Genomic DNA, 25,936 nt, shown 5'->3' with positions numbered 1-25,936 from the left:
GAATTCGGCCGGACGAGAGGCAGTCACATGGCGGGGGACACCCAGCCCGAGCAGGACCACACCGTGAAGGTGATGGTGGTCGACGACCACCCGATGTGGCGGGACGCGGTCGCCCGGGACCTGTCGGAGGCCGGCTACCAGGTGGTGGCGACGGCGGGGGACGGGCCCGAGGCCGTCCGCCGGGCCAGGGCGGCGATGCCCGAGGTCATCGTTCTGGACCTGAACCTGCCGGGGATGTCCGGGGTCCAGGTCTGCAAGGAGGCGGTCGCGGACAACCCCGCGCTGCGGGTGCTGGTGCTGTCGGCCAGCGGCGAGCACGAGGACGTGCTGGAGGCCGTGAAGTCCGGCGCCACCGGCTACCTGCTCAAGTCCGCGGGCCGCGACGAGCTGGTGGAGGCGGTCCGCAGGACGGCGATCGGCGACCCGGTCTTCACCCCCGGCCTGGCCGGGCTGGTCCTGGGCGAGTACCGGCGGCTGGCCTCCGACCCGGCCCCCGCGTCCTCGGACGAGCCCCGGGCGCCGCGGCTGACGGACCGCGAGACGGAGGTGCTGCGCCTGGTCGCGAAGGGCCTGAGCTACAAGCAGATCGCCGAACGGCTCGTCATCTCGCACCGCACCGTGCAGAACCACGTGCAGAACACCCTCGGCAAGCTGCAGTTGCACAACCGGGTGGAACTGGTCCGCTACGCGATCGAACGCGGTCTCGACGGCGAATGACCCTGTTCGTCCCATCCCCCATGTGACCCAAGTCACGCTAGCGTTGCCCGAGTTGGATTCCGGTAGGGCAATGCGACGCAATGCTGGCGAAGGGAAGGGTCCATGCGGGTCGGAGTACTGACCGGTGGTGGTGACTGCCCCGGTCTCAATGCGGTCATCCGGGCGATCGTGCGCAAGGGTGTCCAGGAGTACGACTACGAGTTCCTCGGCTTCAGGGACGGTTGGCGGGGCCCCCTCGAGGGCGACACCGTGCCGCTCGAGATTCCCGCGGTGCGGGGCATCCTGCCGCGCGGTGGCACCATCCTCGGTTCCTCGCGCACCAATCCGCTCAAGATCGAGAACGGTATCCGCCGGGTGGGGGAGAACCTCGCGGAGTTCGGGGTCGACGCCCTCATCGTGATCGGCGGCGAGGACACCCTGGGGGTGGCCGCGACCCTCTCCGACGAGCACGGCATCCCGTGCGTCGGCGTTCCCAAGACCATCGACAACGACTTGTCGGCCACCGACTACACCTTCGGCTTCGACACGGCCGTCAACATCGCCACCGAAGCCATCGACCGGCTGCACACCACTGCCGAATCGCACATGCGTGTCCTCGTCGTCGAGGTGATGGGCCGGCACGCCGGCTGGATAGCCCTGCACTCGGGGCTGGCCGGCGGCGCCAACGTCATCCTCATCCCGGAACAGCGCTTCGACGTCGACCAGGTCTGCGGCTGGGTGGAGAGCCGGTTCAAGATCCGCTACGCCCCCATCGTGGTCGTCGCCGAGGGCGCCATGCCGAAGGACGGGGACATGGTGCTCAAGGACGGCACCCTGGACTCCTTCGGTCACGTCCGCCTCTCCGGCGTGGGCGAATGGCTCGCCAAGGAGATCGAGAAGCGCACCGGCAAGGAGGCCCGCACCACGGTGCTCGGGCACGTCCAGCGCGGCGGGACACCCAGCGCGTTCGACCGCTGGCTGGCCACCCGGTTCGGCCTGCACGCCATCGACACGGTGCGCGACGGGGACTTCGGGAAGATGGTCGCGCTGCGCGGCACGGACATCGTCCGGGTGCCGATTTCGGAGGCCACCGCACGGATCAAGACGGTCGATCCGAAGCTCTACACGGAGGCCGGGGTCTTCTTTGGCTGAACCTTGAACATCGCGGGAACATCACTGCTTGCAGCAGACGATCAGTGCGCCTTATTCTCCGTCCACCCGGCTCAGACGAAGTCTCATCCGGCCGCTTCGTTTTTCCCCTTTGAGCACATGAGGAGCGCCCGGTATGACGGGTGTGACGAACAGGTGGCGCACACCTGTACTGGCGGTCGCAGGCGGCACCGCATCGGGCAAGTCGACCCTTGCCGAGGCGCTGTCGCTGCACCATCACGACACCATCGGCCTGATCCACCTCGATGACTACTACGTGCCCGCGCACGACACCGTGCGCGGCGTGCGCACGGTCAGTGCGAGCGGGTCCGAGGTCCTGGACTGGAACCATCCCGGCTCGATCGACGAGCTCGCGGTGGTCGCGGCGATCGAGGCCGCGGCCACCTCGGGCCGGCACCGGCTGGTCGTCGTCGAGGGCCTGTTCGCCCTCACCCTGCCGTCCGTCGCCAACCGTGCGACGTGGCGGGTGTACGTCGACACCCCGGACGACATCCGGCTCGCCCGCAAGATCCTCCGCAAGATCGACGTCCAGCGGCAGGACCCGCGGCTGTCGCTGCTGAACTACCTGGAGACCGGGAGGGAACGGCATGCCGCGCATGTCGCCCCCTCCCGGGCCCTGGCCGACCTGGTGGTCGACGGCACCGCCGACGAGTTCCGGATGATCGCCGAGGTGATGATGCTGATCGGGCCGGTGCTCGCCGATCCCGTGCTGGACGCCTCGGCGTTCAGCGAGACGGCGTGAGAACGGCGGCCAGCAGCTCCGCCGTGATCGCCGTGCCGTTCAGGGTGAGCACCGACTCGGGGTGGAACTGCACGCCCGCGAATCCCGGTCCGCGCATCGCGTGCACGTCACCGGTGGCGGGGTCGCGGCTCAGCTCCACCTGGTGGGTGGCGAGCTCCTCGGCGGTCGCGTCGTCGCAGCGTGCCGTGAAGGTGTTGTAGAACCCGACGGTCTCCGGCCGGCCGAAGAAGTCGATGCGCTCCTGGGCGCCCTGGAAGGGGACGTCCTTGCGCACGATGTCCAGGCCCAGCTCCGCCGCGAGCAGCTCCTGGCCCAGGCACACGCCGAGCAGCCCCTGCCGGTGGTCCCTGACCAGGTCGGCGGCGAGGGCGCGCAGGAAGCGCATCTTCGGGTCGTGGGCGTCGGCCGGGTTGCCGGGGCCCGGGCCGAGCACGACCGGGCCCTCGTGGGACAGCGCCGCCTCCCGCAGGCCCGGCTCGTCGAAGCGCCGTACGGTGACGCCCAGGCCGGACGAGCGCAGCACGTGGGCGAGCATCGCGGTGAAGGTGTCCTCCGCGTCGATCACCAGCGCGTGCGCCGTCGGCGCGAGCCGGTCGGCGGCGGACGGCTCGACCTGCATCCGCAGCCAGAACGGCGCCAGGTTGGCCCGCCGGGCGTCCAGCGCGGCCCGCACCCGGATGTCGTCGGCCAGCCGGAACGCCGGCTCGGGGGCGCGCTCGGTGGCCGGCCGCACCCCCAGCGCGGTCAGCACCCCGGCCGCCTTGGCGTGGGTCTCGGCGACCTCGCCGCGCGGATCGGAGTGCCGGACCAGCGTCGCGCCGACCGGCACCTTCAGCTGCCCGGCGGGGTCGATGTCCGCGGTCCTGATCAGGATCGGCGAGTCCAGCGTCCGGGTGCCGGACGCGTCGCGGCCGATCAGGGCCAGCGCCCCCGCGTAGTAGCCGCGTCCTCCCGGTTCGTACCGCTCGATCACCCGGCAGGCGTTCTGTACCGGTGAGCCGGTGACGGTCGCGGCGAACATCGTCTCGCGCAGCACGTCCCGCACGTCCATGGTGGTGCGGCCGCGCAGCTCGTACTCGGTGTGCGCGAGGTGGGCCATCTCCTTGAGCCGCGGCCCGACCACCACACCGCCGAGGTCGCCGACGGTGCACATCATCTTCAGTTCCTCGTCGACCACCATCGTCAGCTCCTCCACCTCCTTGGCGTCATGCAGGAAGGCGAGCAGCCCCTCGGGGTCGGGGCCGGTGACGGGATAGCGGTAGGTGCCGCTGATCGGGTTCATCACGACGGTGCCGCCCGCCATCCGCACATGCACCTCGGGGCTGGCGCCCACCAGCGTGCGGTCCGGGGTGTGCACGGCGTACGTCCAGTACGCGCCGCGCTCGCCGCTGAGGAGCTTCCGGAAGAGGGCGAGCGCGGAGCGCGGCCCGTAGCCCTCGATCTGCCCCCTGAAGGTCCGCCGGATGACGAAGTTGGCGCCCTCGCCGCGGCCGATCTCGTCCTTGATCACCCGCTCGACGATCTCGGCGTAGGTGTCGTCGTCCACGTCGAACGCGCCGTCGTCGACCGTCACCTCCTCGTCCGGGAGCGCGGCGAGGACGTCCGCCAACGGCAGCTCGTACGTCTCGTCGGGACGCAGCACGGCCAGTGGCGTCCCGTCGTCGCGGACGTCGAAGCCGCGCTCGCGGATCTGCCGGAACGGCACCAGCGCGAGGGCGTCCAGCGCCGGGCCGTCACCCGGTGAGCCGTCCGGCAGGGTGATGTCCGTCAGCAGCCCGGCCTCGGTGACCTGTCCCAGGAGCACTTCGACGAGGTCGGTGTCATGGCCCGGGGTCCGGCGGCGGAGCAGGGCGAACGGTGGGCAGCCGGGGGAGAGCAGCCGCTCGACGAGGGAGGCGGCGGTGGTTTCGGTGCTGGAGACGGGATGCACGGCGGGTCCTTCCGATGGGGAACAACGGAGGGAGCGGCCGGGAAACAGAAAAGGCCGCCCCTTGGGCGGCCTTCGCGGTCGGTCTTTACGTACGCGCGATGAGGTGGGCCGCCGATGGAGCGGGCCACCACCAGTTGGTTTGCTGTTGCGCGAACATGTGCGAAACCCTAACGCACGGGAGGCCGCGCAGTGGGGCTCGTCTCATCCAATGGGCGGCGTCGGATTCCGCGTGTCGTCACCCCGTAGTGTGGTCGTGTGACCGTGAACGCTAACCCCGCAGCCGGTGGAGACACCTGGCGATCCCTTCCCGCGGCGCAGCAGCCTGAGTACCCGGACTCCGAGGCGTTGCGCACTGTGCTCGCGGAGCTCGAGTCGTATCCGCCTCTCGTCTTCGCGGGCGAGTGTGATCAGTTGCGTGCCCGGCTGGGTGCGGTGGCCCGTGGTGAGGCGTTCCTGCTGCAGGGCGGTGACTGTGCCGAGGCGTTCGATGCCGTGTCGGCGGACCAGATCCGCAACAAGCTGAAGACGCTGCTGCAGATGGGCGCCGTGCTCACGTACGCGGCGTCGGTGCCGGTGGTGAAGGTGGGCCGGATCGCCGGTCAGTACTCGAAGCCGCGGTCGAAGCCGACGGAGACGCGGGACGGGGTGACGCTGCCGACGTACCGGGGTGACTCGGTCAACGGGTTCGCGTTCACCGAGAAGGAGCGGGTTCCGGATCCGGAGCGGCTCAAGCGGATGTACAACGCCTCGGCGTCGACGTTGAACCTGGTGCGGGCGTTCACCACCGGTGGCTACGCGGATCTGCGGCAGGTGCACGCGTGGAATCAGGACTTCGTGAAGTCCTCGCCGTCCGGTCAGCGCTACGAGGCGCTGGCGCGGGAGATCGACAACGCGTTGAACTTCATGGCGGCCTGCGGGACCGATCCGGCGGAGTTCCGCACGGTGGAGTTCTACGCGTCGCACGAGGCGCTGCTGCTGGACTACGAGTCGTCGCTGACGCGGGTGGATTCGCGGACCGGCGCGTTGTACGACACGTCGGGGCACATGGTGTGGATCGGTGAGCGGACCCGGCAGTTGGACGGGGCGCACATCGAGTTCGCGTCGAAGATCCGCAATCCGATCGGGATCAAGCTGGGCCCGACGACGACGCCGGAGGAGGCGTTGACGTACATCGACCGGCTGGACCCGGATCGTGAGCCGGGCCGGTTGACGTTCATCGTGCGGATGGGTGCGGACAAGGTCCGGGACAAGCTCCCGACGCTGGTGGAGAAGGTCACCGCGTCGGGCGCGCAGGTGGTCTGGGTGACCGATCCGATGCACGGCAACACCTACGAGGCGGCGTCGGGGCACAAGACGCGGCGTTTCGATGACGTGCTGGACGAGGTCAAGGGCTTCTTCGAGGTCCACAAGGGCCTGAACACCCACCCGGGCGGTATCCACGTCGAGCTGACCGGTGACGATGTGACCGAGTGCGTGGGCGGCGGCGACGAGATCTTCGTCGACGACCTCCACCAGCGCTACGAGACGGCCTGCGACCCGCGGCTGAACCGCAGCCAGTCGCTCGACCTGGCATTCCTGGTCGCCGAGATGTACCGGGGCCAGTAGCCCTGCGGATGGGCGGTAAGCAGAACAAGGGGCGCGGATCACACAGATCCGCGCCCCTTGCCGCTTTTCACCTACGGACGCGCCGGGTAAGGTAAGGGTAACCTCAGCCCAGGCGCCCGAGAGGGGTGAACCGCGTGTACGTGTGCTCTTGCTTCGGCATCACCGAGCAGCAGGTCAGGCAGCACGCGGATTCCGGCGCCTGCAGCCCCCGCAAGCTCGCCTCGGCCTGCAAGGCCGGCACCGACTGCGGTTCGTGCGTCAAGCGCATCCAGGCACTCCTCGGCCGCACGGCCACGCCTGCGGCGCAGCCCGTCGCGGCCCGGCTGGCGGCCACGGACGAGCCGATGGCCGAAGCGGCCTGAACCTCCCGGCCGCGCGGCCACTCCTCAGCTCTCGGGTTGTTCGATGAGCTGGGCGATGTAGAGCGGTTCGCCGAGCTTCTCGACCAGTTCGAGCTGGGTGTCGAGGTAGTCGATGTGGTGCTCCTCGTCGGCGAGGATCGATTCGAAGATGTTCGCCGAGGTGATGTCGCCCTTGGTCCGCATGACCTCGATGCCGCGCTTGAGGCGGTCGATGGCCTCGGCCTCGACCTGGCGGTCGGCCTGGAACATCTCGGTGACCGTCTGGCCCACCCGTACGTGGAACAACCGCTGGTAGTTCGGCAGGCCGTCGAGGAAGAGGATGCGGTCGGTCAGCACCTCGGCGTGCTTCATCTCGTCGATGGACTCCGAGCGCGTGTATTTCGCGAGCTTCGTCCAACCGAAGTTCTCCTGCATCTTCGCGTGCAGGAAGTACTGATTGATCGCGGTCAGCTCTGCGGTCAGCTGTTCGTTGAGGAACTCGATGACCTCGGGGTCGCCCTGCATGGCAACGCCGTCCTTCCAAAGGGAATCGACAAGATGGCCGCATCCTTGCACCGCGGGGCGGGCTGATCCAGTAAGTGCACGCTTACATCCGGTGCCGACGGCGGTACGCCCGGTGGGCAGGGCGGTCCCGAATCGGGCGCAGTCCTGTCAGAAGCACTGCGTCCGGTCTGTCACCATGGAGCCATGGGTCAGTCCGAAAGCCGCGCGGGAGAGCTTCCCCCGGGGCAGCGGCTACAGCGGGGCTGGCCGGTCACCCACTACGGTCCCGTTCCGCGCTTCAAGCCGGACCGGTGGGAGTTCCGGGTCTTCGGAGCCACGGCCGACGGGGACAAGCACTGCTGGAACCACGAGGAGTTCTCGGCGCTGCCGTACTCCATCGTGACCGCCGACTTCCACTGCGTGACGAAGTTCAGCATGGTTGGCATGGAGTGGGGCGGCGTCTCCGCCGCGACGGTCCTGCGGCTCGCGCCCCCGGCGCCCGGCGTCACGCACGTGATGGTCTGGGCCGAGTACGGGTTCAGCTCGAACCTCAAGATCGAGGACTTCTCCGACGACAAGTCGATATTCGCGACCCATAAGGGTGGCGAACCGCTGACCGCGGAGCACGGTTTCCCGGCCCGGCTGGTGGTTCCGCACCTCTACGCCTGGAAGGGACCCAAATGGGTCAGGGGCGTGGAGTACATGACCGCCGACCGCCGCGGCTTCTGGGAGGAGCGCGGCTATCACAATGTCGGCAATCCGTGGTCGGAGCAGCGCTACTCCTACCAGGAGGAGCCCGGGGACGGCCCGGAACTCTAGGCGTCCCGCGGTCCGTCCCGCAGGGACTTGAGCAGCGCCACGTCCGCGGCATGGCCCTCGGGGCCGCCCGGGGTCTCGATGATCAGCGGAACCCCGGCGGTGGCGGGGTGGTGGAACAGCTCGCGGAACGGCTCCGCGCCGATGTGACCGGCGCCGATGTTCTCGTGCCGGTCCTTGTGAGCCCCGCTCACATCCTTTGAGTCGTTGGCATGGATCAGCTTCAGCCGGCCCTCGCCGACGGTGTCCACCAGCTCGTCCAGCAGCAGCTTCATCCCGCCGGGCGCCGCCATGTCGTGCCCGGCCGCGAAGGCGTGGCAGGTGTCCAGGCAGACCCCCAGCCGCGGGTGCCGGTCCAGGGCGTCGGCGTACGGGCCCAGGTCCTCGACCAGCGAGCAGAGCGAGGCGCCCTGTCCCGCCGTGGGCTCCAGCAGCAGCCATGGGTCGTCGTCGTGCGTGAGCTCGTCGAGCAGCGGCAGCATGTGCTCCCGCACCTGCGCGAGAGCCGCCGAGCGGGGGCGGCCGCCCGTCGCGGACCCGGTGTGCACCACGACGCCCAGCGCGCCGATCTCCCGGCCCCGGCGCAGTGAGTGCCGCAGCGACTCCACCGACCTCTCCACCGTCGCGGCCGTGTCCGAGCCGAAATTGATCAGATAGGGGGCGTGCACGTACGCGGGCACCTCGCCGGCGGCGCGGCCCGCACGGAACAGCTCGTCCTGCCGCGGATCGCCGGGCGGCGTGGCCCAGCCGCGCGGGTTGGCCACGAAGACCTGCACGGCCTCGGCCGTCAGCCGCTCGGCGTTGGCCAGCCCGACGGTCGCAAGGCCGCCGGCCACATGCACGTGGCCGCCGACGGGATTGCGGTTCACCGGACCCACACGGTGATCGTCGCGCCCCTGGGCGCCTGCTTGCCCCCCTCCGGGGACTGGCTGAACACCGTGTCGCCGAAGAAGGCGTGCATCACCCGGATGTCGAAGCCCGCGGCCTTGAGGATCTGCCGCGCCTCGCCCGAGTTCCTGCCCTTCACGTCCGGCACGTCGAAGAGCTGCAGCCCCTTGGAGATCGTGATGGTGACGGTGTCGCCCTCACCCGCCTGGGTGCCCTTCTCCGGCGTCTGCACGGCCACCTCGTCCTTGTCGGCGACGTCCGAGAAGACCTTGTCCGGGGCGAGCACGACGATCAGCCCGGCCTCCTGCAGCGTCTGCTGCGCGTCGGCGACCGACTCCCCGACCACGTCGGGAACCTCGACCGCGGCGCCCTTGCTGACGACGATCGACACGACGGCGTCCGGCGAGCGCTTCGTACCGGCCGGCGGGTCCGTGGAGATCACGGCGCCCTTGGGCACGTCCTCCGTGAACCCCTGCGTCACCGTGCCCGGCGTCAGCGCCGCGCCCTTGATCTGCTCCTGTGCCACGGCCAGCGTCTTGCCCGTGACGTCCGGAACATGGACCTCCTGCGGCCCCTTGGAGACGGTCAGGGTGACCTCCGCGTTGTCGCGGACGCGCTGACCCGGTCCGGGATCGGTGGAGATCACCTTGCCGCGGGGGACGGTGAGGCTGAAATTGGAGGCGATCTTCGTGTGCAGCCCCGCCTGGTCGAGCTTCTGCTGCGCGTCCGCCTGCGACAGCGCCAGGACGGCCGGAACCTTGGTGAACTGGCCGTCGCTGATGTACCAGACACCGGCCCCCACCCCGAGGATCAGCAGCACCGCCGAGACCAGCGCGAGCAGGCCGCGCCGCGGGCCGCGGCGGGCGGGGCGGTGCCCTCCCGCGCCCCGCCCCGGCGGACCCGCCGGGGCCGGCGGCAGCGGCGGCGGAAGCTGGAGAACGCTCGTGCGGTTGAGCTCCTCCTCGGCCGGCAGGACCGGCCGCGAGATGACGCTCGTCAGCTCCTCGTCCGGCGCGCTGTTCCGCGGGTCGCCCTGCCGGGCGGCGCCCGGAACAGCGTCCTCCGGCTCGGTGCTGTCCCGGACCGCCCGGGGCGGCACCAGGTCCAGCTGCTCCTCGCTCAGCGTCCGGCGGGTGGCGTGCAGCTGCGCCAGCAGCTCCACGGCGTCCTCGGGGCGCAGCTGCGGATCGCGGGCGGAGGCCCGCCCGACGAGCGCGTCCAGCGCGGGCGCCAGCCCGGGGACGGCCTCCGACGGCGCGGCGATGTCCTCGTTCAGGACGTGGAAGATGACCTGCATCGGCGTGCCGCCGACGTGCGGCTTCCCGCCGGTCAGCATCTCGTACAGCAGCACGCCGCAGGCGTACACGTCCGTCCGCTGGTCTATCGTGCCGTGCTCGATCTGCTCGGGCGCCAAGTACGAGACGGTGCCCAGCACCGAGCCGGTCGTCACGCTGGTGTTCGTGTCGACCGCGCGGACCAGGCCGAAGTCCACGACCTTCACCCGGCCGTCGTCGGCGATCAGGACGTTCTCCGGCTTCACGTCCCGGTGGATCAGCCCGGCCCGGTGCGCGGCGCCGAGCGCGGCCAGCACCGGCTCCAGGATGTCCAGCGCGGCCCGCGGCTGCAGGGCGCCGCGCTCGCGCAGCACGTCGCGCAGCGTGCAGCCCGCGATGTACTCCATGGCCAGGTAGACGAACGTGCCGTCCGTGCCCTGGTCGTACACGCCGACGACGTTCGGGTGCGCGAGGCGGGCCACGGCCTTGGCCTCGAAGATGAAGCGGTCCACGAAGCCGGCGTCGGCCGCCAGCCCGGGGTGCATCACCTTCAGCGCGAGCACACGGTCGAGGCGGGTGTCCACAGCCCGGTAGACCGTGGCCATACCGCCGACGGCGATGCGCGCCTCGACCCGGTAGCGGCCATCGAGCGTCTGCCCGACGAGGGGGTCCTGCAGGGTCGTATCCACGACACGGAAGTCTACGAGCCGTCGCCGACCCGTCCCACCGAACACGGCCGTACTGTGTCCCGCCCGTACCGATCCGGGACGCAACCGTGACCCGGGTGGCAGCGCGGGACCGCCCTCAGGTCCCGCTGAAGGCGGGCCGTTCGGGATCGAACGCGGCCACGCCCTCGACCGGTGACGACGCGGCGGCGTGGTGCCGCCGGGGGATGCGTCCGGCCCGGAACGCGAGCCGGCCCGCCCGCACCCCGTGCCGCATGGCCTCCGCCATGAGCACCGGCCGCTGGGCGCGGGTCACGGCCGACGCCAGCATCACGGCGGCGCACCCCAGCTCCATGGCGAACGCCGCGTCGGACGCGGTGCCGGCGCCCGCGTCGAGGATGACCGGGACGCCCGCCCGCTCGGTGATGAGCTGGAAGTTGTGCGGGTTGCGGATCCCGAGTCCGGAGCCGATCGGCGAGCCCAGCGGCATGATCGCCGCGCAGCCGACGTCCTCCAGCTTGCGGGCGAGCACCGGGTCGTCGTTGGTGTAGGGCAGGACGGTGAATCCGTCGTCGACCAGGGTCTCGGCGGCGTCCAGCAGCTCGACGGTGTCGGGCAGCAGGGTGCGCTCGTCGGCGATGACCTCCAGCTTGACCCAGTCGGTGCCCAGCGCCTCGCGGGCCAGCCGCGCGGTGAGGACGGCCTCGCCCGCGGTGAAGCAGCCGGCCGTGTTGGGCAGGATCCGGATGCCGTGCTTCGCGAGCACGGAGAGCACGGAACCCTTCGTCGCCGGGTCGAGGCGGCGCATCGCGACCGTGGTGAGCTCCGTGCCGGAGGCGAGCAGCGCCTGTTCGAGGATGTCCAGGCTGGGCGCACCGCCGGTGCCCATGATCAGCCGGGAGGTGAAGGGGACGCCGGCGATCCGCAGCGTGTCGTCGTCGTCGGGATACAGAGCGTGCACGGGCGTCGGCACGGGATCAGCCTCCCTGGACGGCGGTGAGGACCTCGACGCGGTCGCCGTCGGCGAGCGCGGTGGTGGTCCAGCGGCTGCGGGGGACGACGGCCTCGTTGAGGGCGGCGGCGACGCCCGCGGGTGCGGACGTCAGGGAGGCGACGAGGCGGTCGAGGGTCAGACCCTCGGTGATCTCGCGGGCCTCGCCGTTGACGGAGACGGTCATGCGGGCTGCTCCTGAAGCGTGAAGCGTGCGGGGGAGAAGGGCCGGGCCGACTCGGGCACCGAGCCCGTCGTGAGCAGCTCGGCCATGACGTCGCCGGTCACCGGGGTCAGCAGGACCCCGTTGCGGTGGTGGCCGGTGGCCAGCAGCAGGCCGGGCAGGGCGCTGCGGCCGAGCAGCGGGGCGTTGTCGGGGGAGCCGGGGCGCAGCCCGGCCGAGGTCTCGACCAGCGGCAGCTCGGTGAGCCCCGGCACCAGCTCGTGGGCGTCGCGCAGCAGCTCGTAGACACCACCCGCGGTGACCGTGGTGTCCCAGCCGAGTTCCTCGCTGGTCGCACCCACGACGAGCTCACCGTTCTCCCGCGGCACGAGATAGACATGGCCGCCGCGCACCACGGCCCGCACCGTGCGGGAGAGGAACGGCCCGTGGCCGGGCGGGACGCGCAGCCGCAGGATCTGCCCCTTGACCGGGCGGACCGGCGGCAGGGCGTGCTCCGGGACGCCCGGCATGCCGCCGCTGCGGCTGCCCGCCGCGAGCACGGTCTGCTCGGCGGCGATCACCGTGCCGTCGTCGAGCACCGCGCCGGTGGCGTGGTCCCGTACGGTCTCGATCCGGGCCACGGAACTCCGGTGCAGGACCACGCCCGCTCTGCCGTCAATCCCCGGAGCGCTCCGGTGATCGGGTGAGCCAGCCACGCGCCGAGCGCGCAGTGGCGCGGCGGCCAGCCGGCGCGGGTCGACCTGGTGGTCGCCGTCGACGCGCAGGCCGCCCCGCACGCCGGGCGCCAGCATCGGCTCCAGCCGGCGGCACTCGCGGCCGGACAGCCACTCGGACCGCAGCCCGAGCGAGGTCTGGAAGGCGTGCAGCTCGCGCAGGTCCGCGCGGTCGTCGGAGTCCAGGGCGACGGCGAGCGTGCCGCACGGCCGGTAGCCGAGACCGAGACCCGTGGCGTCCTCCAGCTCCGCGACGAAGGACGGATAGCGGCGCGCCGACGCGAGATTGAGTTCGAGCAGCGTCTGCTCGCCGTACTGCAGCTCGGTGACGGCGGCCAGCATGCCGGCCGCGACGTGCGCGGCGCCGCCGCCCGGCGCCGGGTCGGCGACCGCGGTGCTCAGCCCGCGCTGCGCCGCCCGCCAGGCCGTGACGAGTCCGATGATTCCGCCGCCCACGACCAGCACGTCGTAGCGGTGGCGAGATGGATGCATGGGTGTCCCGCTCCTCCCTTCGCCGGCATGACCCGGATCAGGTTCGTACGGTCGGCGGCCGGTCAGCCGCCCTCTCAGCCCGGTACGTCCGGGCTCCCGCGAGTGCGTTTGGGCCTGTCCGGCGGAATCACGAACGGCCCTTTCTCCCCCGGCCAACGCCGGGAGGCGCCCCCACGGCACGGCGGCTCGCTGCGTTGCGGGAACATCCGGATGCGTTCAGTACCCGGGTATTCCGGCGCCTTGCGATCCACCGCACCGGACGACGCTGGGGCCGCCCGTGATCCGCCGGACAGGCTCTAGCCCCGCCACCCTAGTACGCGGGCCGGATCCCGGGTAAGGGAGCCCGACTCAAGGGGGGCCGGAGACAGGGGGTCGGATTTCGCACGCCCGCTCTGCCGTCAATCCCCGGAGCGCTACGGTGATCGTGTGAGCCAGCCAAGCGCCGAGCGCGCAGTGATCGTCGGGGCCGGGATGGCCGGAGTGCAGACCGCTGTGTCGTTGCGGGAGCAGGGGTGGCGCGGCGACATCACGCTGCTCGGCGCCGAACCGCACGCACCGTACGACCGCCCGCCGCTGTCCAAGTCCGTGCTCCTCGGCACGGCCGAGGGCTCGCCCTTCGACGTGGACTTCAACGGCCTCGGCGTCGAGCTGCTGCTGGGCCGGCACGCGAGCGCGCTGCGCCCCGACGAACGGCACGTCGTCACCGAGGAGGGCATCGTCCGGTACGACCGGCTGGTGATCGCCACCGGCGCCCATCCGGTGGCGCTGCCCGGCAGCGAGGGCATCCCGGGCGTCTACATGCTGCGCACCCTGGACGACGCCGCCGAGCTGCGGCCGGTGCTCGACGAGAGGCGCGACGTCGTCGTGGTCGGGGCGGGCTGGATCGGCGCGGAGTTCGCCACGGCGGCCCGCCAGGCGGGCTGCGCGGTGACCGTCGTCGAGGCGGCCGACCGGCCGCTGGCCGGCGTCCTGCCGGGCTCGGTCACCGAGCACATGCGCGGCTGGTACGCCGACGCGGGCGCCGAACTGATCACCGGGACCGCCGTCGCGGCCGTCGAGCCCGGCGCGGTGCTGCTCGCCGACGGGACGCGGCTGCGCGCCGGAGCCGTCGTCGTCGGCATCGGCGCCCGGCCGGCCACCGGCTGGCTGGCGGGTTCCGGCGTCGAGCTCGGCCGCGACCGCTCGGTGCAGGCGGACGACCGGCTGCGGACCTCCGTGCCCGATGTCTTCGCGGTGGGGGACTGCGCGTCCTTCCCGTCCGCGCGCTTCGGCGAGCGGCTGCTCGTCCATCACTGGGACAACGCGGTGCAGGGGCCGCGCGCCGCCGCCGCCAACGTGCTCGGCGGCGACGAGAAGTACGACCCGGTGCCGTACTTCTGGTCCGAGCAGTTCGGCCGCTTCGTGCAGTACGCGGGCCACCACTCGGCCACCGACACCATGCTGCTCCGCGGCGACCTGGCGGGGCCCGCCTGGTCGGTCTGCTGGCTGCGCGACGGCGTGCTCGCGGCGCTGCTCGCCGTCGGCCGCCCGCGCGACCTGGCCCAGGGCCGCAAGCTCATCGAACGCGGCGGCGTGCAACTCGACCCCGCACTCGTCAGCGACCCCGCCGTTCCCCTCAAGACCGCGGCCGGCGTCTGACGCCGAAACCGGGCGCACGGGGTGGATGTGGGCAAACCGTCAGGCCCGGCGGCGGCCAACCGGTACGCGGGTGCCCGCCGGGGATGGCACGCTTGTCCCGTGACCGAGATCGACGCAAAGATTGATGCCCTCGTACCCTCCTGGCTGAACCTCCCCGAGGTCGCCGAGCGACTGGGTGTGCCCATCACCCGGGTCCGCCCGATGATCAGGGAGAAGCTGTTCCTGGCGATCCGCCGCGGTGAGAACCGGGTCCTGATGGTCCCCGCCGACTTCATCGGCGAGGGAAGCATCATCAAGGGCCTGCCCGGCCTCCTGACGGTCCTCAAGGACAACGGGTTCAGCGACGAAGAGGCGCTGGAGTGGCTGTTCAGCGAGGACCCGACGCTGCCCGGCACGCCCACGCAGGCGCTCAAGGAGAACCGCGGGACCGAGGTGAAGCGCCGCGCCCAGGCGCTCGGCTTCTAGGCCCCGGCAGAAATCAGGACCCACCGCACCGAGGGGGAGCAGCGCCATGCCCATGCCGTCCACCGTCCGCGAGCGGTTCGCCTCCGCCCGGCTGTACCTGTGCACCGACGCCAGGACCGGCCGGGGCGACCTGGCCGACTTCGCGGACGCGGTGCTCGCCTCGGACGTCGACGTCATCCAGTTGCGCGCCAAGGGGATCGAGGCCCGCGACGAGCTGGACGCGCTCGCGGTGCTGGCCGACGCGTGCCGCCGGCACGGCAAGCTGCTCGCGGTGAACGACCGGGCGGATGTCGCGCACGCGTCGGGCGCGGACGTGCTGCACCTGGGCCAGGGCGACCTGCCGGTCCCCGCCGCCCGCGCGATCCTGGGCGAGGACGTGGTCATCGGACGGTCCTGCCACGCGGAGTCCGAAGCGGCGGCCGCCGCGGTGGAACCCGGGGCGGACTACTTCTGCACCGGGCCCGTCTGGCCCACCCCGACCAAGCCCGGCCGGCACGCGCCGGGTCTGGATCTGGTGCGGTACGCGGCCTCGCTGGGGACCGGCCGGCCCTGGTTCGCGATCGGCGGGATCGACCTGGGCAACGTCGAGCAGGTGCTGGAGGCCGGGGCCCGGCGGATCGTCGTCGTCCGCGCGATCACCGAGGCCGACGACCCGGGTGCCGCGGCGGCCTCCCTGGCGAAGATCGTCACCTCGTACGACGGCTGAGCGCTCCCGGACCCTCACGGACTCTCGCAGGGGTCCGGCGGGGCCCCGGTGGGAGTCCGTGAGGCGTCCACTCCGCACCCCGCCCGTCACCAGCGCGTGTCCAAGGGATGGACGAGTGTGGGGCGCAAGTGTATAAATCGTCCGACCTGGTTACGGGCGGTCGCGAGGCGCGGATACCCTCGGGGTATGGCCCTTGGGACACCTTCTACCCGGACCGATCGCGCGGTCACCATTCGTGAACTTCTCGCGTCCGGCGAGCGGTCGTATTCCTTCGAATTCGCCGCGCCGAAGACCGAGAAGGGCGAGCGGACGCTCTGGAACGCCATCCGCCGCATCGAGGCGGTAGGGCCGACCTTCGTTTCCGTGACCTACGGCGCCGGCGGATCGTCCCGCGAAGGCACCGTCCGCGCCACCGACCGGATCGTCTCCGACACCACACTGACCCCGGTCGCGCACCTGACGGCGGTCAACCACTCGATCGCCGAGTTGCGGAACATCATCGGGCAGTACGCCGACGCCGGGATCCGCAACATCCTCGCCGTGCGCGGTGACCCGCCCGGCGACCCGCTCGGCGAGTGGGTCCAGCACCCCCAGGGGCTGCTGTACGCCGCCGACCTGGTCGAGCTGATCAAGGAGTCCGGCGACTTCTGCGTCGGCGTCGCGGCGTTCACCGGGATGCACCCGCGCTCCAGCGACTGGGCGTCCGACACCCGCAACTTCATCGACAAGTGCCGGGCCGGGGCCGACTTCGCCATCACGCAGATGTTCTACGACGCCGACGACTACTTCCGGCTCCGGGACCGGGTCGCCGCGGCGGGTTGCGACACCCCGATCATCCCGGAGATCATGCCGGTGACCAACGTCCGGCAGATCACCCGGTTCCCGGAACTGAGCAACGTGCCTTTCCCCCCGGAGCTGGCCGACCGTATCCTCGCGGTGAAGGACGATGCGGCGGCGGTGCGGGCGATCGGCATCGAGTTCGCCACCGAGATGTGCCAACGCCTGATGGCAGAGGACATCCCCGGCCTCCACTTCATTACGCTTAACCATTCCACGGCGTCGCTGGAAATCTACGAGAATCTCGGTCTGCACCAGAGGTCGTGACCGCTCGTAAGGTGAGGAAGTGCGGACATGGGCTACACGCTGCTCTACATCGCGTTCGGCGTGGTCGCGCTGTGGCTGCTCGGTGAGGTGCTGCTGCAGTACAAGGCGCGGCTGCGCTGGCGGCTGCTCGCTTTCGCGGGATTCGTGGGCGTGGTCGGCGGAGTCTCGCTGCGCAACGCGATCGTCATCGCGCTCGGCGCGGCGGCGTTCGGCACCGGCCAGACGTTCGTGACGATCTCCTACCGGCAGGGCTTCTCCACCGGCTGGGCGCTCGGCGGCAGTCCCGGCTCCAGCCGCCGCCGCAGGGCCACGCGCGGCGCGGGCGTCGGGACGGGCGAGCCCGTCCTGGAGGTCAGCCCCATCGAAGAGGTGGCCGAGGCGCCCGAACTGGCGACCGTCTACCAGGCGATGCCGGTCCTCGACGACACCGGCGAGTACGGCATCTACGACGGCCAGTCCTCGTACACCCCGGACCTGTACACGAGCGGCGGCTACGAGGGCTACGGCGCCCAGGGGTACGAGGGTTGGGGCGGCAACGGCGAGCAGCAGCCGCAGCCCGCGACCTCGGACGCCTACGCCTGGGGCGGCCAGTACGACTACGACCCCGCCTACGCGGCCCCCTACCAGGACCCGGGCCAGCAGCAGTACACCCCGCAGTACGACCACGAGTTCGGCTACGACACGCCGCCCGGCGGCGTGTGGGTCCCGCAGCAGCAGTCCGCCGAGCAGCAGCCCTATCAGGATCCGCAGCAGCAGGCGTACATCCCGCAGCAGCCCCAGCAACCGCAGTACGAACAAACCCAGTACGCGGACCCGTACGACCCTTACCGCTACTAGGCCCTGCCGCCGCCAGTCCCACCGCTGGGAGGTGCCGCCGCGGCACCACCTCGCGCGGCGCAGCCGGAGAACTCGGTGGCACCCGGAGCCGGCCGGACCGACCGTGATCCGTGATCCGCCGGACGGCTTCAGCGGCTGCCGCCCGGCCCGCCCGCGATCAGGTCGGCGACGATGGCGCCCGACATGCCGGCGTGGGCCAGGCCGCCGCCGGGGTGGGACCAGCCGCCCACGGCGTACAGGCCGGGGACGGCGGTGCGGTTGGCCGGGCGCAGGTACAGGCCGCCCGCGCCCGCCAGGGCCGGGCCGGGCACCGCGCCGCCCGGGGCACCGGTCTCCCGTTCGGTGTCGGCGGGCGTCCGCACCTCGCGCCACACCTCCCGCTCGCGCAGGCCGGGAACGGCGGCCTCGGCCGCCTTCACGACGCGCTCGGCGAAGCCCGCCGCGACACCGGGCGCGGCCCACTCCGCCCCGCCGGCCGTCGTCGCCACGGTGACCTGGAGCGTCACCGCCTCGTGCGACCCGTCGGGAACCGTCGACGGGTCGTCGGGACGCAGCACCGTCACGGTCGGGGAGTCGCACAGGCCGCTGCCGGAGAAGACGGCGTCCCATTCCGCGCGGCCGTCCGCCGCGTGCACGACGGTGCGGTGCGCGGTGCCCTCCGGCCGGGGTCCCCGCAGCGCCAGACACACCACGAACCTGCCCGGCACGGCTGCCGTCGCCGGTGAGCCGGCGCCGCCCAGGGTGGGCAGCGGCGCCCCCGCGACCACCGTGTCCGCGTCGATCCGCCCGCCGTCGGCGAGGTCGAGGCCGCACGCCCGGCCGTCCGGTCCCGTCCTGACACCCCGGACCTCCGCCTCGAAGTGGAACTCGACCTTGCGCGCCAGGCACCGTTCGTACACGGCGTCGGCGAGGGCCCGCAGGCCGCCGCGTACGTACCAGGCGCCGAAGGTCTGCTCCATGTACGGCAGGACGGTGGCGCTCGCCGGGACGGTGCGCGGGTCGAAGCCGTACGCGAGGGCGTAACTCGTCAGCAGGGCGGCCGCCCGCGGGTCGGCCAGCTCGCGTTCGGCGACGGAGGCCAGGGAGGGGGCGCCGCGGCGGAACAGCCCGCGCCGCACGGCGGGGTAGGGGTCGCGGCCCAGCGGGGCGGTGTCGTCCGCCAGGGCGTCCTCCAGGAGCGGGCGGCGGGTGGCCTCCCAGACCTCGCGGGCCCGGCCGGTCAGCTCGCTCCACCGCTCCCCGGCGCCCGCGCCGAACGCGCCGTCCAGCGCGCTGATGACGCCCGCGCGGGTGGCGTTCGGCAGCGACACGTCCGTGCCGTCCGGGAAGAGGTGGCGGCTCGCCGGATCGACCTGCGTCAGGCCGACGCGGCTCTCCAGCGGTTCCTTGCCGGTCTTGACGAAGAGGTCCCGGTAGACGGCGGGCAGGTGGAGCAGGCCGGGGCCGGTGTCGAAGGTGAAGCCGTCCCTGGCGAACCTTCCGACGCCTCCGCCGTAGGTCGCCGAGCGCTCGTAGACCGCCACCCGGTGACCGCCGACGGCCAGTCGGGCGGCCGTCGCCATCGCCCCCATACCCGCGCCGATTACCGCGATCCGTGCCATGTCAGGGACTGTATCGGGCGGCACCGACAGCGCCGCCCGGCAGGTCGCGTCAGGTCGGCACGGCCAGCCGCTTCGCCTCGCGCCGCGCCTTCCAGCGGCGCAGGAAGCGGCGGATCCGGGAGAACAGGAAGACGACCGTGACGATGCCGAGGACCAGCAGCGTGCCGGCGATGATCGCGGCCGCGAGCGGGTGGAAGAGCGCGAAGACGATGATCACGGAGACGCCGAGGTCCTCGGCGAGGCTGAGGACGATGTTGCTGGCCGGTTCCGGCGAGGTGTTGACCGCTATCCGTGTACCGGCCTTGACGAGGTGGCTGGCGAGCGCCGTCGAACCGCCCACCGCGGCGGCGGCCAGCTGCGGCAGCGAACCGTCCTGCCCGGCGAGCAGTGCCGCGACCACCGCGCCGGCGACCGGGCGGATGAGGGTGTGCACCGCGTCCCACGCCGAGTCGGCGAACGGGATCTTGTCGGCGACGGCCTCGCACAGGAAGAGCACCCCGGCCACGATCAGCACGTCGGGCCGCTCCAGGGACGCGGGCACCTCGTCGGTGACCCCGGTCGCCCCCATCAGGCCGAGCAGGAACACCACGGCGTAGGCGTTGATCCCGCTCGCCCAGCCGCTGGTGAACACGAGCGGAAGTACCGACATGGTCCGGATGGTAGCGAACCGTCCGCGGTGCGCGTGACCGGAACCGCGTGCTGATGAGTACCCGTACTCAGAGGAAGAGTTGAGTAGGAGCGCGGATGGGCCGCCGCCCCCGTTCGGGGGAAGGTAGGGACCACGGACGGGCGCGGCGCCGGTACCGCCGACACGGGGCGGCGGAGCAGGGGCTGCCCGTGCGTAACGGGGGTGAAGGGGTGGCGCTGTTCCGGCACGGTCCGAGGAGGAATCGGGACGTGCCGGAACAGCGCTTACCCGGTTCGCCGCGCGTCGCCGCCGACCCGGCCCTGCAACAGCCGGGACAGGGCGGAGTGCACGTCGTCGATGCTGCGGTGCGACTGGAACGCCTGCCAGTCCAGGGCGGCGACCAGCACCATCCCGAAGAGCGCGGACGCGGTGAGCGGCACGTCGATCTCGTCGCTGAGCTCCCCGTTGTCGACCGCCTCGCGCAGCACCTTCTCCACCACCGCGACCGCCTCCTGGCGGACCATCATCAGCGTGTCCTGCCAGGTGCGGTTGGTCCGCCACAGTTCGGCGACGTACAGCTGGGTGAAGGACGGGTAGCGGGCGATGAACGCCAGTCCGGCCCGGATCTGCGCGTCCAGCGCGTCGACCCGGCTGCCGCCGCGCGCGGCGACCTCTTCCGCGGCGACCCGCAGCGAGACGGTGAGCAGTCCGACACCGTGCCGGAGCAGCTGTTCGAACAGCTCGTTCTTGCTGGCGAAGTTGTAGTAGACGGTGCCCTTCGCGACGCCTGCCCGCTCGGCGATCTCCTCCACGGTGGTGGCGGAGAAGCCCTGCTCGGCGATGAGTGTGACGGCGGCCTCGTAGAGCTTCTGCCGCGTGGCCTGGCGACGTGCGGTGGTCATGGCGTCGATTGTCCCTGCCCGGGGAGGTCCCGGCTCACAGGGTCAGCTCCGGGTGCAGCCGGTCGACGGTCCACACCTGCTTGGCCCGGGCGGTCAGGGTGGTGAGCGCCAGCGCGGCGGCGGTGAAGGCCAGGAGCACCAGGCAGGCCCGCCAGACCGGCCACAGCCCGCCGCCGGTGATCAGGTGGCGGAGCCCCTCGACGACGTAGCTCATGGGCAGCAGCGGGTGCAGGAAGCCGAAGAAGCCGGGGCTGGTCTGCACCGGGTACGTGCCTCCGGCCGACGTCAGCTGCAGCATCAGCATCGCCAGGGTGAGCACGCGTCCCGCAGGCCCGAACCGGGCGCCCAGGAACTGGATGATGGCGGCGAAGCAGGCGGCGGCCAGCAGCAGGAAGCCGATCGTGCCGGCGGCCCGGGCCATCTGCAGCCCGACCACCCAGTGCAGTACCGACATCAGCGCCAGCACCTGGGCCACCCCGACCACGGCCACCGGCAGCCAGCCCGCCAGCGCTATCCGCCAGGACGGGGCCCCGGCGGCGAGCGCCCGGCGGTTCATCGGCTGCAAGAGCATGTAGCCGACCATTGCGCCGACCCACAGGGAGAGCGGGATGAAGTACGGGGCGAGTCCCTCCCCGTAGTTGGACGCCTGGTGCAGCGAGTTCGAGGCGAGCTGCACGGGGTCGGCCATCACGGCGGTGCGCGCGTCGCGCTCCTCGGCGTTGTAGTCCGGGATCTTCCCGACACCCTCATGGAGGCCGGTGGCGAGCTGTCCGCTGCCGGTGGAGAGCTTGGTCAGGCCGGTGGTGAGCCGGTTGCTGCCGGTGGAGAGCTGGTACATGCCGCCGCTGAGGGTGTCGGCTCCGTTGGAGAGGGTGCCGATGCCCTTGTCGAGGGTGCGGGCGCCGCCGGCCGCCGTGTGGGCGCCGGAGGCGACCTGATGGGCTCCGGTGTTGAGCCGGTTGAGGTTCCTGACGGCACCGTCGATGTCCGAGGACAGGTGCGGCGCGGCGGTGGCCAGCTCCTGGGCGTAGCCGTGCAGCGTGCCCAGGTCGGTGGCGAGCCGGTCGAACGAAGCGGGGGAGCCGACCTGCGCGTTCAGGCGCTCGGCCAGTGCCGCGCCCTCGGCGGTCTTGTCGGCGGCGCGCTTGAGGGCGACGCAGTCGCTGGTGGCCGGGGTGGCGGCGCACTGTTTCGTGTACTGCTGCCGTACGAGGTTCGCGGCGGTCCTGGAGGTCCTGGCGGCGTCCGGCGCCAGCACGGCGATCGTGTCCAGATGGTCCTTGATCGCCTGGGAGCCGTCGGCGACGATCCGCGAGGCCTCGCCGATCTCGCGGGTGTGGGCCTTCACGAACGCGATCTTGTCGGAGGCGCCGTTCACGGCGTCCACGAGCCGCTGGGTGCCGAACGCGACCTGGCCGGCGCCGGAGTCGAGCGTGTCGAGGCCGGTGGCAAGTTCGCCGCTGCCCTTCTTGGCGTCCTTGAGGCCCGCGGCGAGCTTGCCCGCGCCCTGCTCGGCCCTGCGGATGCCGGAGCCGAGCTCCTTCGAGCCCTGCTCGGCGGTGCCCGCGCCGCCGGCGAGATCCGACGCGCCCTCGGCCGCTTTCTGCGTCTGGTCGTGCAGATCGGAGAACGACACGAAGATCCGGTCGTAGAAGCCACGTGAGGCGCCGGCCGAGGTGGCTGCCCTGACCTGGGAGAACACGCTGCGGGAGATCTGCCCGACGATGTAGTTGTTGGAGTCGTTGGTGCGCACCTGGAGGGCGCCGGTCTCCGGGTGGCTGCCCGAGCTGGACGCGATCCGCTCGCTGAAGTCGGCGGGGATGGTGAGCGTCAGGTAGTACGAGCCGTTCTCCAGGCCCTTCGTGGCGTCGGCGGAGTCCGTCTCCCGCCAGTCGAAGGTGGCCGTGTCGTGCAGCTTGGCGGCGAGCTCGTCGCCCGCCGCGATCTTCTTGCCGCCGGCGGTCGCGCCGCGGTCGGCGTTCACCAGGGCGACGGGAATCTTGTCGAGCCGCCCGTACGGATCCCAGAAGGACCAGAGGTACAGGGCGCCGTAGAGCAGCGGCAGCAGCAGGAGCGCGGCCATGGCGGCGCGGGGCAGCCGGCCCCGGCCGAACTTCTTCAGCTCAAGCGCGGCGAGCTTCGGTGTACGCATCGACGGCCCCCTCTTCGGTCTCGTCCGTCTGTTCGGTCGCTTCGGCGGTCGCTCCGGCGGGGTCGGCGGTCCCGGTGGGGACCACCAGCGCGTCGGCGGGCGCCGCGGTGCAGGCGCCGAGGACGGTGGTGCCCGTGTCGGCCACCGAGCGCAGCATCGACCAGGCGTGCCCGCGGTCGGCGTCGCCGAGCTTGTGGTCGACGTCGTCGATCCCGAGCACCAGCGGGCGAGCCAGCAGGGCGAGGGCGACGCCGAGCCGCAGGGCCTCCAGCCGTTCCAGATCGCGTACGGCCGTCCGCTCGCCCTTGACCAGCGAGTCGAGTTCGAGCCCCGCGGCTTCGAGGGCCGCCGCCACATCGGCGCGGTCGCGCGCGGCGTGGGAGAAGAACCTGCGCTGCAGCAGCACCCGCTCGCGCAGGTGCTCGGCGACGGTCAGGGCCGGTTCGAGGGCGGAGATGCCGTCGACGGGGCCGAGGGCACTGATCCGCCGTACGGCGGGCATGCGCCGGGGGAGGGGGTGTCCGTGGACCTCCGCCGTTCCCTCGCTGGCCTTCATGCGTCCGGTGAGCGCCAGCATCAGGCAGGTGCGGCCGGTGCCCGACGGGCCCTCGACGGCTATCAGCGTGCCGGCGGGCGCGCTGAACGACACATCCCCGAACACCCGCCCACGCGGGCCCCGTAGCCCGTACCCCTCCGCGGTGATCACGAGTCACCCTCTCTTTTGAACTGACTGGTCAGTACAAAAGATAAGTATGCCGTACGGCGTTCACCACCCCGCCGCAGGGGTAGGGGAACGCATGTGCTAACGGCATTTCCGCAGGTCAGGACCGATTGTCAGTGGTGTGCCCCACTATGGGTCGTACGAAGACAGGAGGCTCGTCATGGCTGCTCACGTAAGCGACATCCATCCCGTGCTGCGCCGTGCGGCGGCTCCGCCCGCCGCCCTCGACCTGCTCACCCAGGCCCACCTCGGACTTGACGAGGCGGCCGTCCTGGAAACCCCCAACGAGCGCTACGCCACCGCCCACCTCGCCGCACTGCGCACCGCCGCCGCCGTGCTGGCGGTGCGGGGCCGTCCGGAGACCGGCAACCGGCGGCGACAGCGGATACGCAGCGCCTGGGAGGTGCTGCCCGAGGTCGCCCCTGAGCTCAGCGAATGGAGCGCCATGTTCGAGTACGGCGCCCGCCGCCGGGCGCGCGCCGAAGCCGGCATAGAGGGCGCCGCCACCTGGCGGGACGCGGACGATCTGCTGCGCGCCGCCGCGATGTTCCTGCGCCTGGTGGAGCGGATGCTGGTGCTCCAGCCCACCCTCCCCGCGGAACTGCGCACCGACCTGCCTTTGGCCCTGCCCCACCAGAAGGCCAATTGACGGGCGCCCGGGTACCGCATGGATAGAGTGGGGCCGCCCGTTCATGCTGTTCACGCCAGTCGTCCGCGAGGAGCCGCCCGCCATGTCCCGTGAAGGAGTGGTGGATCCGATCCGCCCCCGAGCGTCCCTCCGTACCGCCGTGGTCTGGGAGGTCCTGCGCGATGCGCTCGAGCGCCAGGCCAAGGCCGGGGGCCGCGACGCCGGAGAGCCGCTCGACGTGCTCGACACCGGGGGCGGCACCGGGAACTTCGCGGTGCCCGTGGCGCGCCTCGGCCACCGGGTCACGGTCGTGGACCCGAGCCCGGACGCGCTCTTCGCGCTGGAGCGCCGGGCCGCCGAGGCCGGGGTGACCGACCGGGTCCGCGGCGTCCAGGGCGACACCCACGGCCTGCTCGACGTCGTGGAGCCCGGCAGCCAGGACGTCGTGCTGTGCCACGGCGTCCTGGAGTACGTCGACGACCCGGCGGAGGGCGTCGGCAACGCCGTCGGCGCGCTGCGCCCGGCCGGGACGCTGAGCCTGCTCGCCGCCGGCCGCGGCGGCGCCGTGCTGGCCCGGGCCATCGCCGGCCACTTCGCCGAGGCCCAGCACGCCATAGGGGACCCGGACGGCCGATGGGGCGACGGGGACTCGCTCCCGCGCCGCTTCACCGCCGAGCAGCTCACCCGGCTGGTCTCCGACGCGGGCCTGCGGGTCGGCGCGGTGCACGGCGTCCGGGTCTTCGCCGACCTGGTCCCCGGCGTGCTGGTGGACACCGAGCCGGGTGCGCTGGAAGCGCTGCTCAAGCTGGAACTGGCCGCCGCGGAGCAGCCCGCGTTCCACTCGATCGCCACTCAACTGCACGTACTCGCCGACCGCGGCTGACCCGGCCCACCGGCCACAGCACCAGGAGTAGTCCGTCACAGGCCGCCCGGTCGGCCCTTCAGGACCGTATGCTGGCATGACGTAACGGCGGACGGGGACTGAAGCCCCCGTCGGATTGGCGTAGTGGGGCGGGTTTCACGGGGGCGAATCCCTGCCTATCCTTGAATAAGGGTCGGACCGGTCGCCCCCGCGACCGACGAGTAGGAGGACGCCGTGCCGCTCTCGGAGCACGAGCAGCGCATGCTCGAGCAGATGGAGCGAGCGCTGTACGCCGAAGATCCCAAGTTCGCGTCGGCGCTTGAGGGAAGCGGGCTGCGTACCTATACCCGGCGGCGCGTCTACCAAGCGGTAGCGGGCTTCTTGGTGGGTATCGCGCTGCTGATGGCTGGAATGATCAAGCAGCAGCCCTGGATCAGTGTGGTCGGTTTCCTCGTCATGCTGGCCTGTGCCGTGCTCGCGGTCACGGGTTGGCGGAAGGCCGGCAAACCCGGTGAGCAGCAGCCCGCCGCAGCAGCCGGCCGCGGCCAGCCCCGTCGCCGGGGCAAGGTCATGGACCGGATCGAGGAACGCTGGCAGCGCCGCAGGGATGGGCAGGAAAGCTAGCTGCCGCCCCGGCGGAGAGTTCACCGGCGGGTCTCAACAGTTTTCGAGTGCACGACG

General features: G+C 71.8%; 26 protein-coding genes and 1 riboswitch. Of the genes, 14 read left to right on the top strand and 12 right to left on the bottom strand.

Annotated elements, in window-relative coordinates:
• Positions 1-27 precede the first annotated feature (27 nt).
• The 3 genes from O3X23_RS19835 to O3X23_RS19825 all read left to right on the top strand — a co-directional run bounded on the left by O3X23_RS19835 (position 28) and on the right by O3X23_RS19825 (position 2,608).
• Positions 28-717, top strand: coding sequence for a response regulator (locus tag O3X23_RS19835; protein WP_269272769.1), 690 nt, complete (start codon positions 28-30; stop codon positions 715-717).
• Positions 718-819: 102 nt separating this feature from the next.
• A complete protein-coding gene (locus O3X23_RS19830) occupies positions 820-1,848 on the top strand; it encodes a 6-phosphofructokinase (RefSeq protein WP_269272768.1) in 1,029 nt (342 codons plus the stop codon).
• A gap of 133 nt (positions 1,849-1,981) precedes the next feature.
• The gene (locus tag O3X23_RS19825; RefSeq protein WP_269272767.1) at positions 1,982-2,608 is read left to right on the top strand and encodes a uridine kinase family protein; all 627 of its coding nucleotides are present in this window, start codon (positions 1,982-1,984) and stop codon (positions 2,606-2,608) included.
• Here O3X23_RS19825 and O3X23_RS19820 read toward each other — a convergent pair.
• Positions 2,592-4,538 (bottom strand): anthranilate synthase family protein, encoded by a 1,947-nt coding sequence (locus O3X23_RS19820; RefSeq protein ID WP_269272766.1) that lies wholly within the window; start codon positions 4,536-4,538, stop codon positions 2,592-2,594. The genes O3X23_RS19825 and O3X23_RS19820 overlap by 17 nt on opposite strands.
• A 255-nt stretch (positions 4,539-4,793) precedes the next feature.
• Here O3X23_RS19820 and O3X23_RS19815 point away from each other — a divergent pair, with 255 nt between their 5' ends.
• Positions 4,794-6,143 (top strand): class II 3-deoxy-7-phosphoheptulonate synthase, encoded by a 1,350-nt coding sequence (locus O3X23_RS19815; RefSeq protein WP_269272765.1) that lies wholly within the window; start codon positions 4,794-4,796, stop codon positions 6,141-6,143.
• A 125-nt stretch (positions 6,144-6,268) separates the two neighbouring features.
• Positions 6,269-6,505, top strand: coding sequence for a (2Fe-2S)-binding protein (locus O3X23_RS19810; protein WP_269272764.1), 237 nt, complete (start codon positions 6,269-6,271; stop codon positions 6,503-6,505).
• 24 nt (positions 6,506-6,529) lie between these two features.
• Here the strand turns inward: O3X23_RS19810 and bfr are convergent, their stop codons facing one another.
• Positions 6,530-7,009 (bottom strand): bacterioferritin, encoded by a 480-nt coding sequence (bfr, locus tag O3X23_RS19805; RefSeq protein ID WP_269272763.1) that lies wholly within the window; start codon positions 7,007-7,009, stop codon positions 6,530-6,532.
• Between the two features lie 183 nt (positions 7,010-7,192).
• Between bfr and O3X23_RS19800 the strand changes: the two genes are divergently transcribed.
• Positions 7,193-7,807, top strand: a complete 615-nt coding sequence (locus tag O3X23_RS19800) for a sulfite oxidase-like oxidoreductase (protein ID WP_269272762.1) — start codon at positions 7,193-7,195, stop codon at positions 7,805-7,807.
• Here O3X23_RS19800 and O3X23_RS19795 read toward each other — a convergent pair.
• The 5 genes from O3X23_RS19795 to thiO form a co-directional block, all read right to left on the bottom strand.
• Positions 7,804-8,682 carry a deoxyribonuclease IV gene (locus O3X23_RS19795; RefSeq protein ID WP_269272761.1) on the bottom strand — a complete coding sequence of 293 codons (879 nt, stop codon included), beginning with the start codon at positions 8,680-8,682 and terminating at the stop codon, positions 7,804-7,806. The genes O3X23_RS19800 and O3X23_RS19795 overlap by 4 nt on opposite strands.
• On the bottom strand, positions 8,670-10,655 hold the full coding sequence (gene pknB, locus O3X23_RS19790; protein ID WP_269272760.1) for a Stk1 family PASTA domain-containing Ser/Thr kinase: 1,986 nt from the start codon (positions 10,653-10,655) through the stop codon (positions 8,670-8,672). Before pknB ends, O3X23_RS19795 begins: the two co-directional genes overlap by 13 nt.
• Positions 10,656-10,770: 115 nt before the next feature.
• Positions 10,771-11,583, bottom strand: coding sequence for a thiazole synthase (locus O3X23_RS19785; RefSeq protein ID WP_443047910.1), 813 nt, complete (start codon positions 11,581-11,583; stop codon positions 10,771-10,773).
• A gap of 25 nt (positions 11,584-11,608) precedes the next feature.
• Positions 11,609-11,809, bottom strand: coding sequence for a sulfur carrier protein ThiS (gene thiS, locus O3X23_RS19780; protein ID WP_269272759.1), 201 nt, complete (start codon positions 11,807-11,809; stop codon positions 11,609-11,611).
• On the bottom strand, positions 11,806-13,011 hold the full coding sequence (gene thiO, locus O3X23_RS19775) for a glycine oxidase ThiO (protein ID WP_269272758.1): 1,206 nt from the start codon (positions 13,009-13,011) through the stop codon (positions 11,806-11,808). The genes thiS and thiO overlap by 4 nt, the downstream gene beginning before the upstream one ends.
• A riboswitch (TPP riboswitch) is annotated at positions 13,008-13,121 on the bottom strand. It overlaps the preceding gene by 4 nt.
• Positions 13,122-13,482: 361 nt before the next feature.
• Between thiO and O3X23_RS19770 the strand changes: the two genes are divergently transcribed.
• The 5 genes from O3X23_RS19770 to O3X23_RS19750 all read left to right on the top strand — a co-directional run bounded on the left by O3X23_RS19770 (position 13,483) and on the right by O3X23_RS19750 (position 17,761).
• Entirely contained in the window at positions 13,483-14,649 is a 1,167-nt protein-coding gene (locus tag O3X23_RS19770; protein WP_269272871.1) for an NAD(P)/FAD-dependent oxidoreductase, read from the top strand.
• Between the two features lie 99 nt (positions 14,650-14,748).
• Positions 14,749-15,114, top strand: coding sequence for an Rv2175c family DNA-binding protein (locus O3X23_RS19765; RefSeq protein ID WP_269272757.1), 366 nt, complete (start codon positions 14,749-14,751; stop codon positions 15,112-15,114).
• A 52-nt stretch (positions 15,115-15,166) separates the two neighbouring features.
• Positions 15,167-15,820 carry a thiamine phosphate synthase gene (gene thiE, locus O3X23_RS19760; RefSeq protein ID WP_269272870.1) on the top strand — a complete coding sequence of 218 codons (654 nt, stop codon included), beginning with the start codon at positions 15,167-15,169 and terminating at the stop codon, positions 15,818-15,820.
• Between the two features lie 186 nt (positions 15,821-16,006).
• Positions 16,007-16,924, top strand: a complete 918-nt coding sequence (metF, locus tag O3X23_RS19755) for a methylenetetrahydrofolate reductase [NAD(P)H] (protein ID WP_269272756.1) — start codon at positions 16,007-16,009, stop codon at positions 16,922-16,924.
• A 27-nt stretch (positions 16,925-16,951) separates the two neighbouring features.
• Positions 16,952-17,761, top strand: coding sequence for a hypothetical protein (locus O3X23_RS19750; protein WP_269272755.1), 810 nt, complete (start codon positions 16,952-16,954; stop codon positions 17,759-17,761).
• Between the two features lie 128 nt (positions 17,762-17,889).
• Here O3X23_RS19750 and O3X23_RS19745 read toward each other — a convergent pair whose 3' ends face one another.
• From O3X23_RS19745 to O3X23_RS19725, 5 genes are all read right to left on the bottom strand, one after another.
• Positions 17,890-19,362, bottom strand: coding sequence for a phytoene desaturase family protein (locus O3X23_RS19745; protein ID WP_269272754.1), 1,473 nt, complete (start codon positions 19,360-19,362; stop codon positions 17,890-17,892).
• Between the two features lie 49 nt (positions 19,363-19,411).
• The gene (locus tag O3X23_RS19740; RefSeq protein ID WP_269272753.1) at positions 19,412-20,011 is read right to left on the bottom strand and encodes a DUF4126 domain-containing protein; all 600 of its coding nucleotides are present in this window, start codon (positions 20,009-20,011) and stop codon (positions 19,412-19,414) included.
• Positions 20,012-20,274: 263 nt separating this feature from the next.
• Positions 20,275-20,892: a TetR/AcrR family transcriptional regulator gene (locus O3X23_RS19735; RefSeq protein WP_443047903.1), complete on the bottom strand. Its 618-nt coding sequence runs from the start codon at positions 20,890-20,892 to the stop codon at positions 20,275-20,277.
• A gap of 34 nt (positions 20,893-20,926) precedes the next feature.
• Positions 20,927-23,044, bottom strand: a complete 2,118-nt coding sequence (locus O3X23_RS19730) for a YhgE/Pip family protein (RefSeq protein ID WP_269272752.1) — start codon at positions 23,042-23,044, stop codon at positions 20,927-20,929.
• Positions 23,016-23,750 (bottom strand): ATP-binding cassette domain-containing protein, encoded by a 735-nt coding sequence (locus O3X23_RS19725; RefSeq protein WP_269272751.1) that lies wholly within the window; start codon positions 23,748-23,750, stop codon positions 23,016-23,018. The genes O3X23_RS19730 and O3X23_RS19725 overlap by 29 nt, the downstream gene beginning before the upstream one ends.
• Positions 23,751-23,925: 175 nt before the next feature.
• Here O3X23_RS19725 and O3X23_RS19720 point away from each other — a divergent pair, with 175 nt between their 5' ends.
• The 3 genes from O3X23_RS19720 (at position 23,926) to O3X23_RS19710 (ending at position 25,879) form a co-directional block, all read left to right on the top strand.
• Positions 23,926-24,414 carry an SAV_6107 family HEPN domain-containing protein gene (locus O3X23_RS19720; RefSeq protein ID WP_269272750.1) on the top strand — a complete coding sequence of 163 codons (489 nt, stop codon included), beginning with the start codon at positions 23,926-23,928 and terminating at the stop codon, positions 24,412-24,414.
• Positions 24,415-24,511: 97 nt separating this feature from the next.
• Positions 24,512-25,276 carry a methyltransferase gene (locus tag O3X23_RS19715; protein WP_269272868.1) on the top strand — a complete coding sequence of 255 codons (765 nt, stop codon included), beginning with the start codon at positions 24,512-24,514 and terminating at the stop codon, positions 25,274-25,276.
• A gap of 213 nt (positions 25,277-25,489) precedes the next feature.
• The gene (locus O3X23_RS19710; protein ID WP_269272749.1) at positions 25,490-25,879 is read left to right on the top strand and encodes a DUF3040 domain-containing protein; all 390 of its coding nucleotides are present in this window, start codon (positions 25,490-25,492) and stop codon (positions 25,877-25,879) included.
• Positions 25,880-25,936 lie beyond the last annotated feature (57 nt).

This window comes from Streptomyces sp. H39-S7, assembly GCF_027158205.1.
Classification (GTDB): domain Bacteria; phylum Actinomycetota; class Actinomycetes; order Streptomycetales; family Streptomycetaceae; genus Actinacidiphila.
This window is presented reverse-complemented; position numbering and strand designations above follow the sequence as displayed.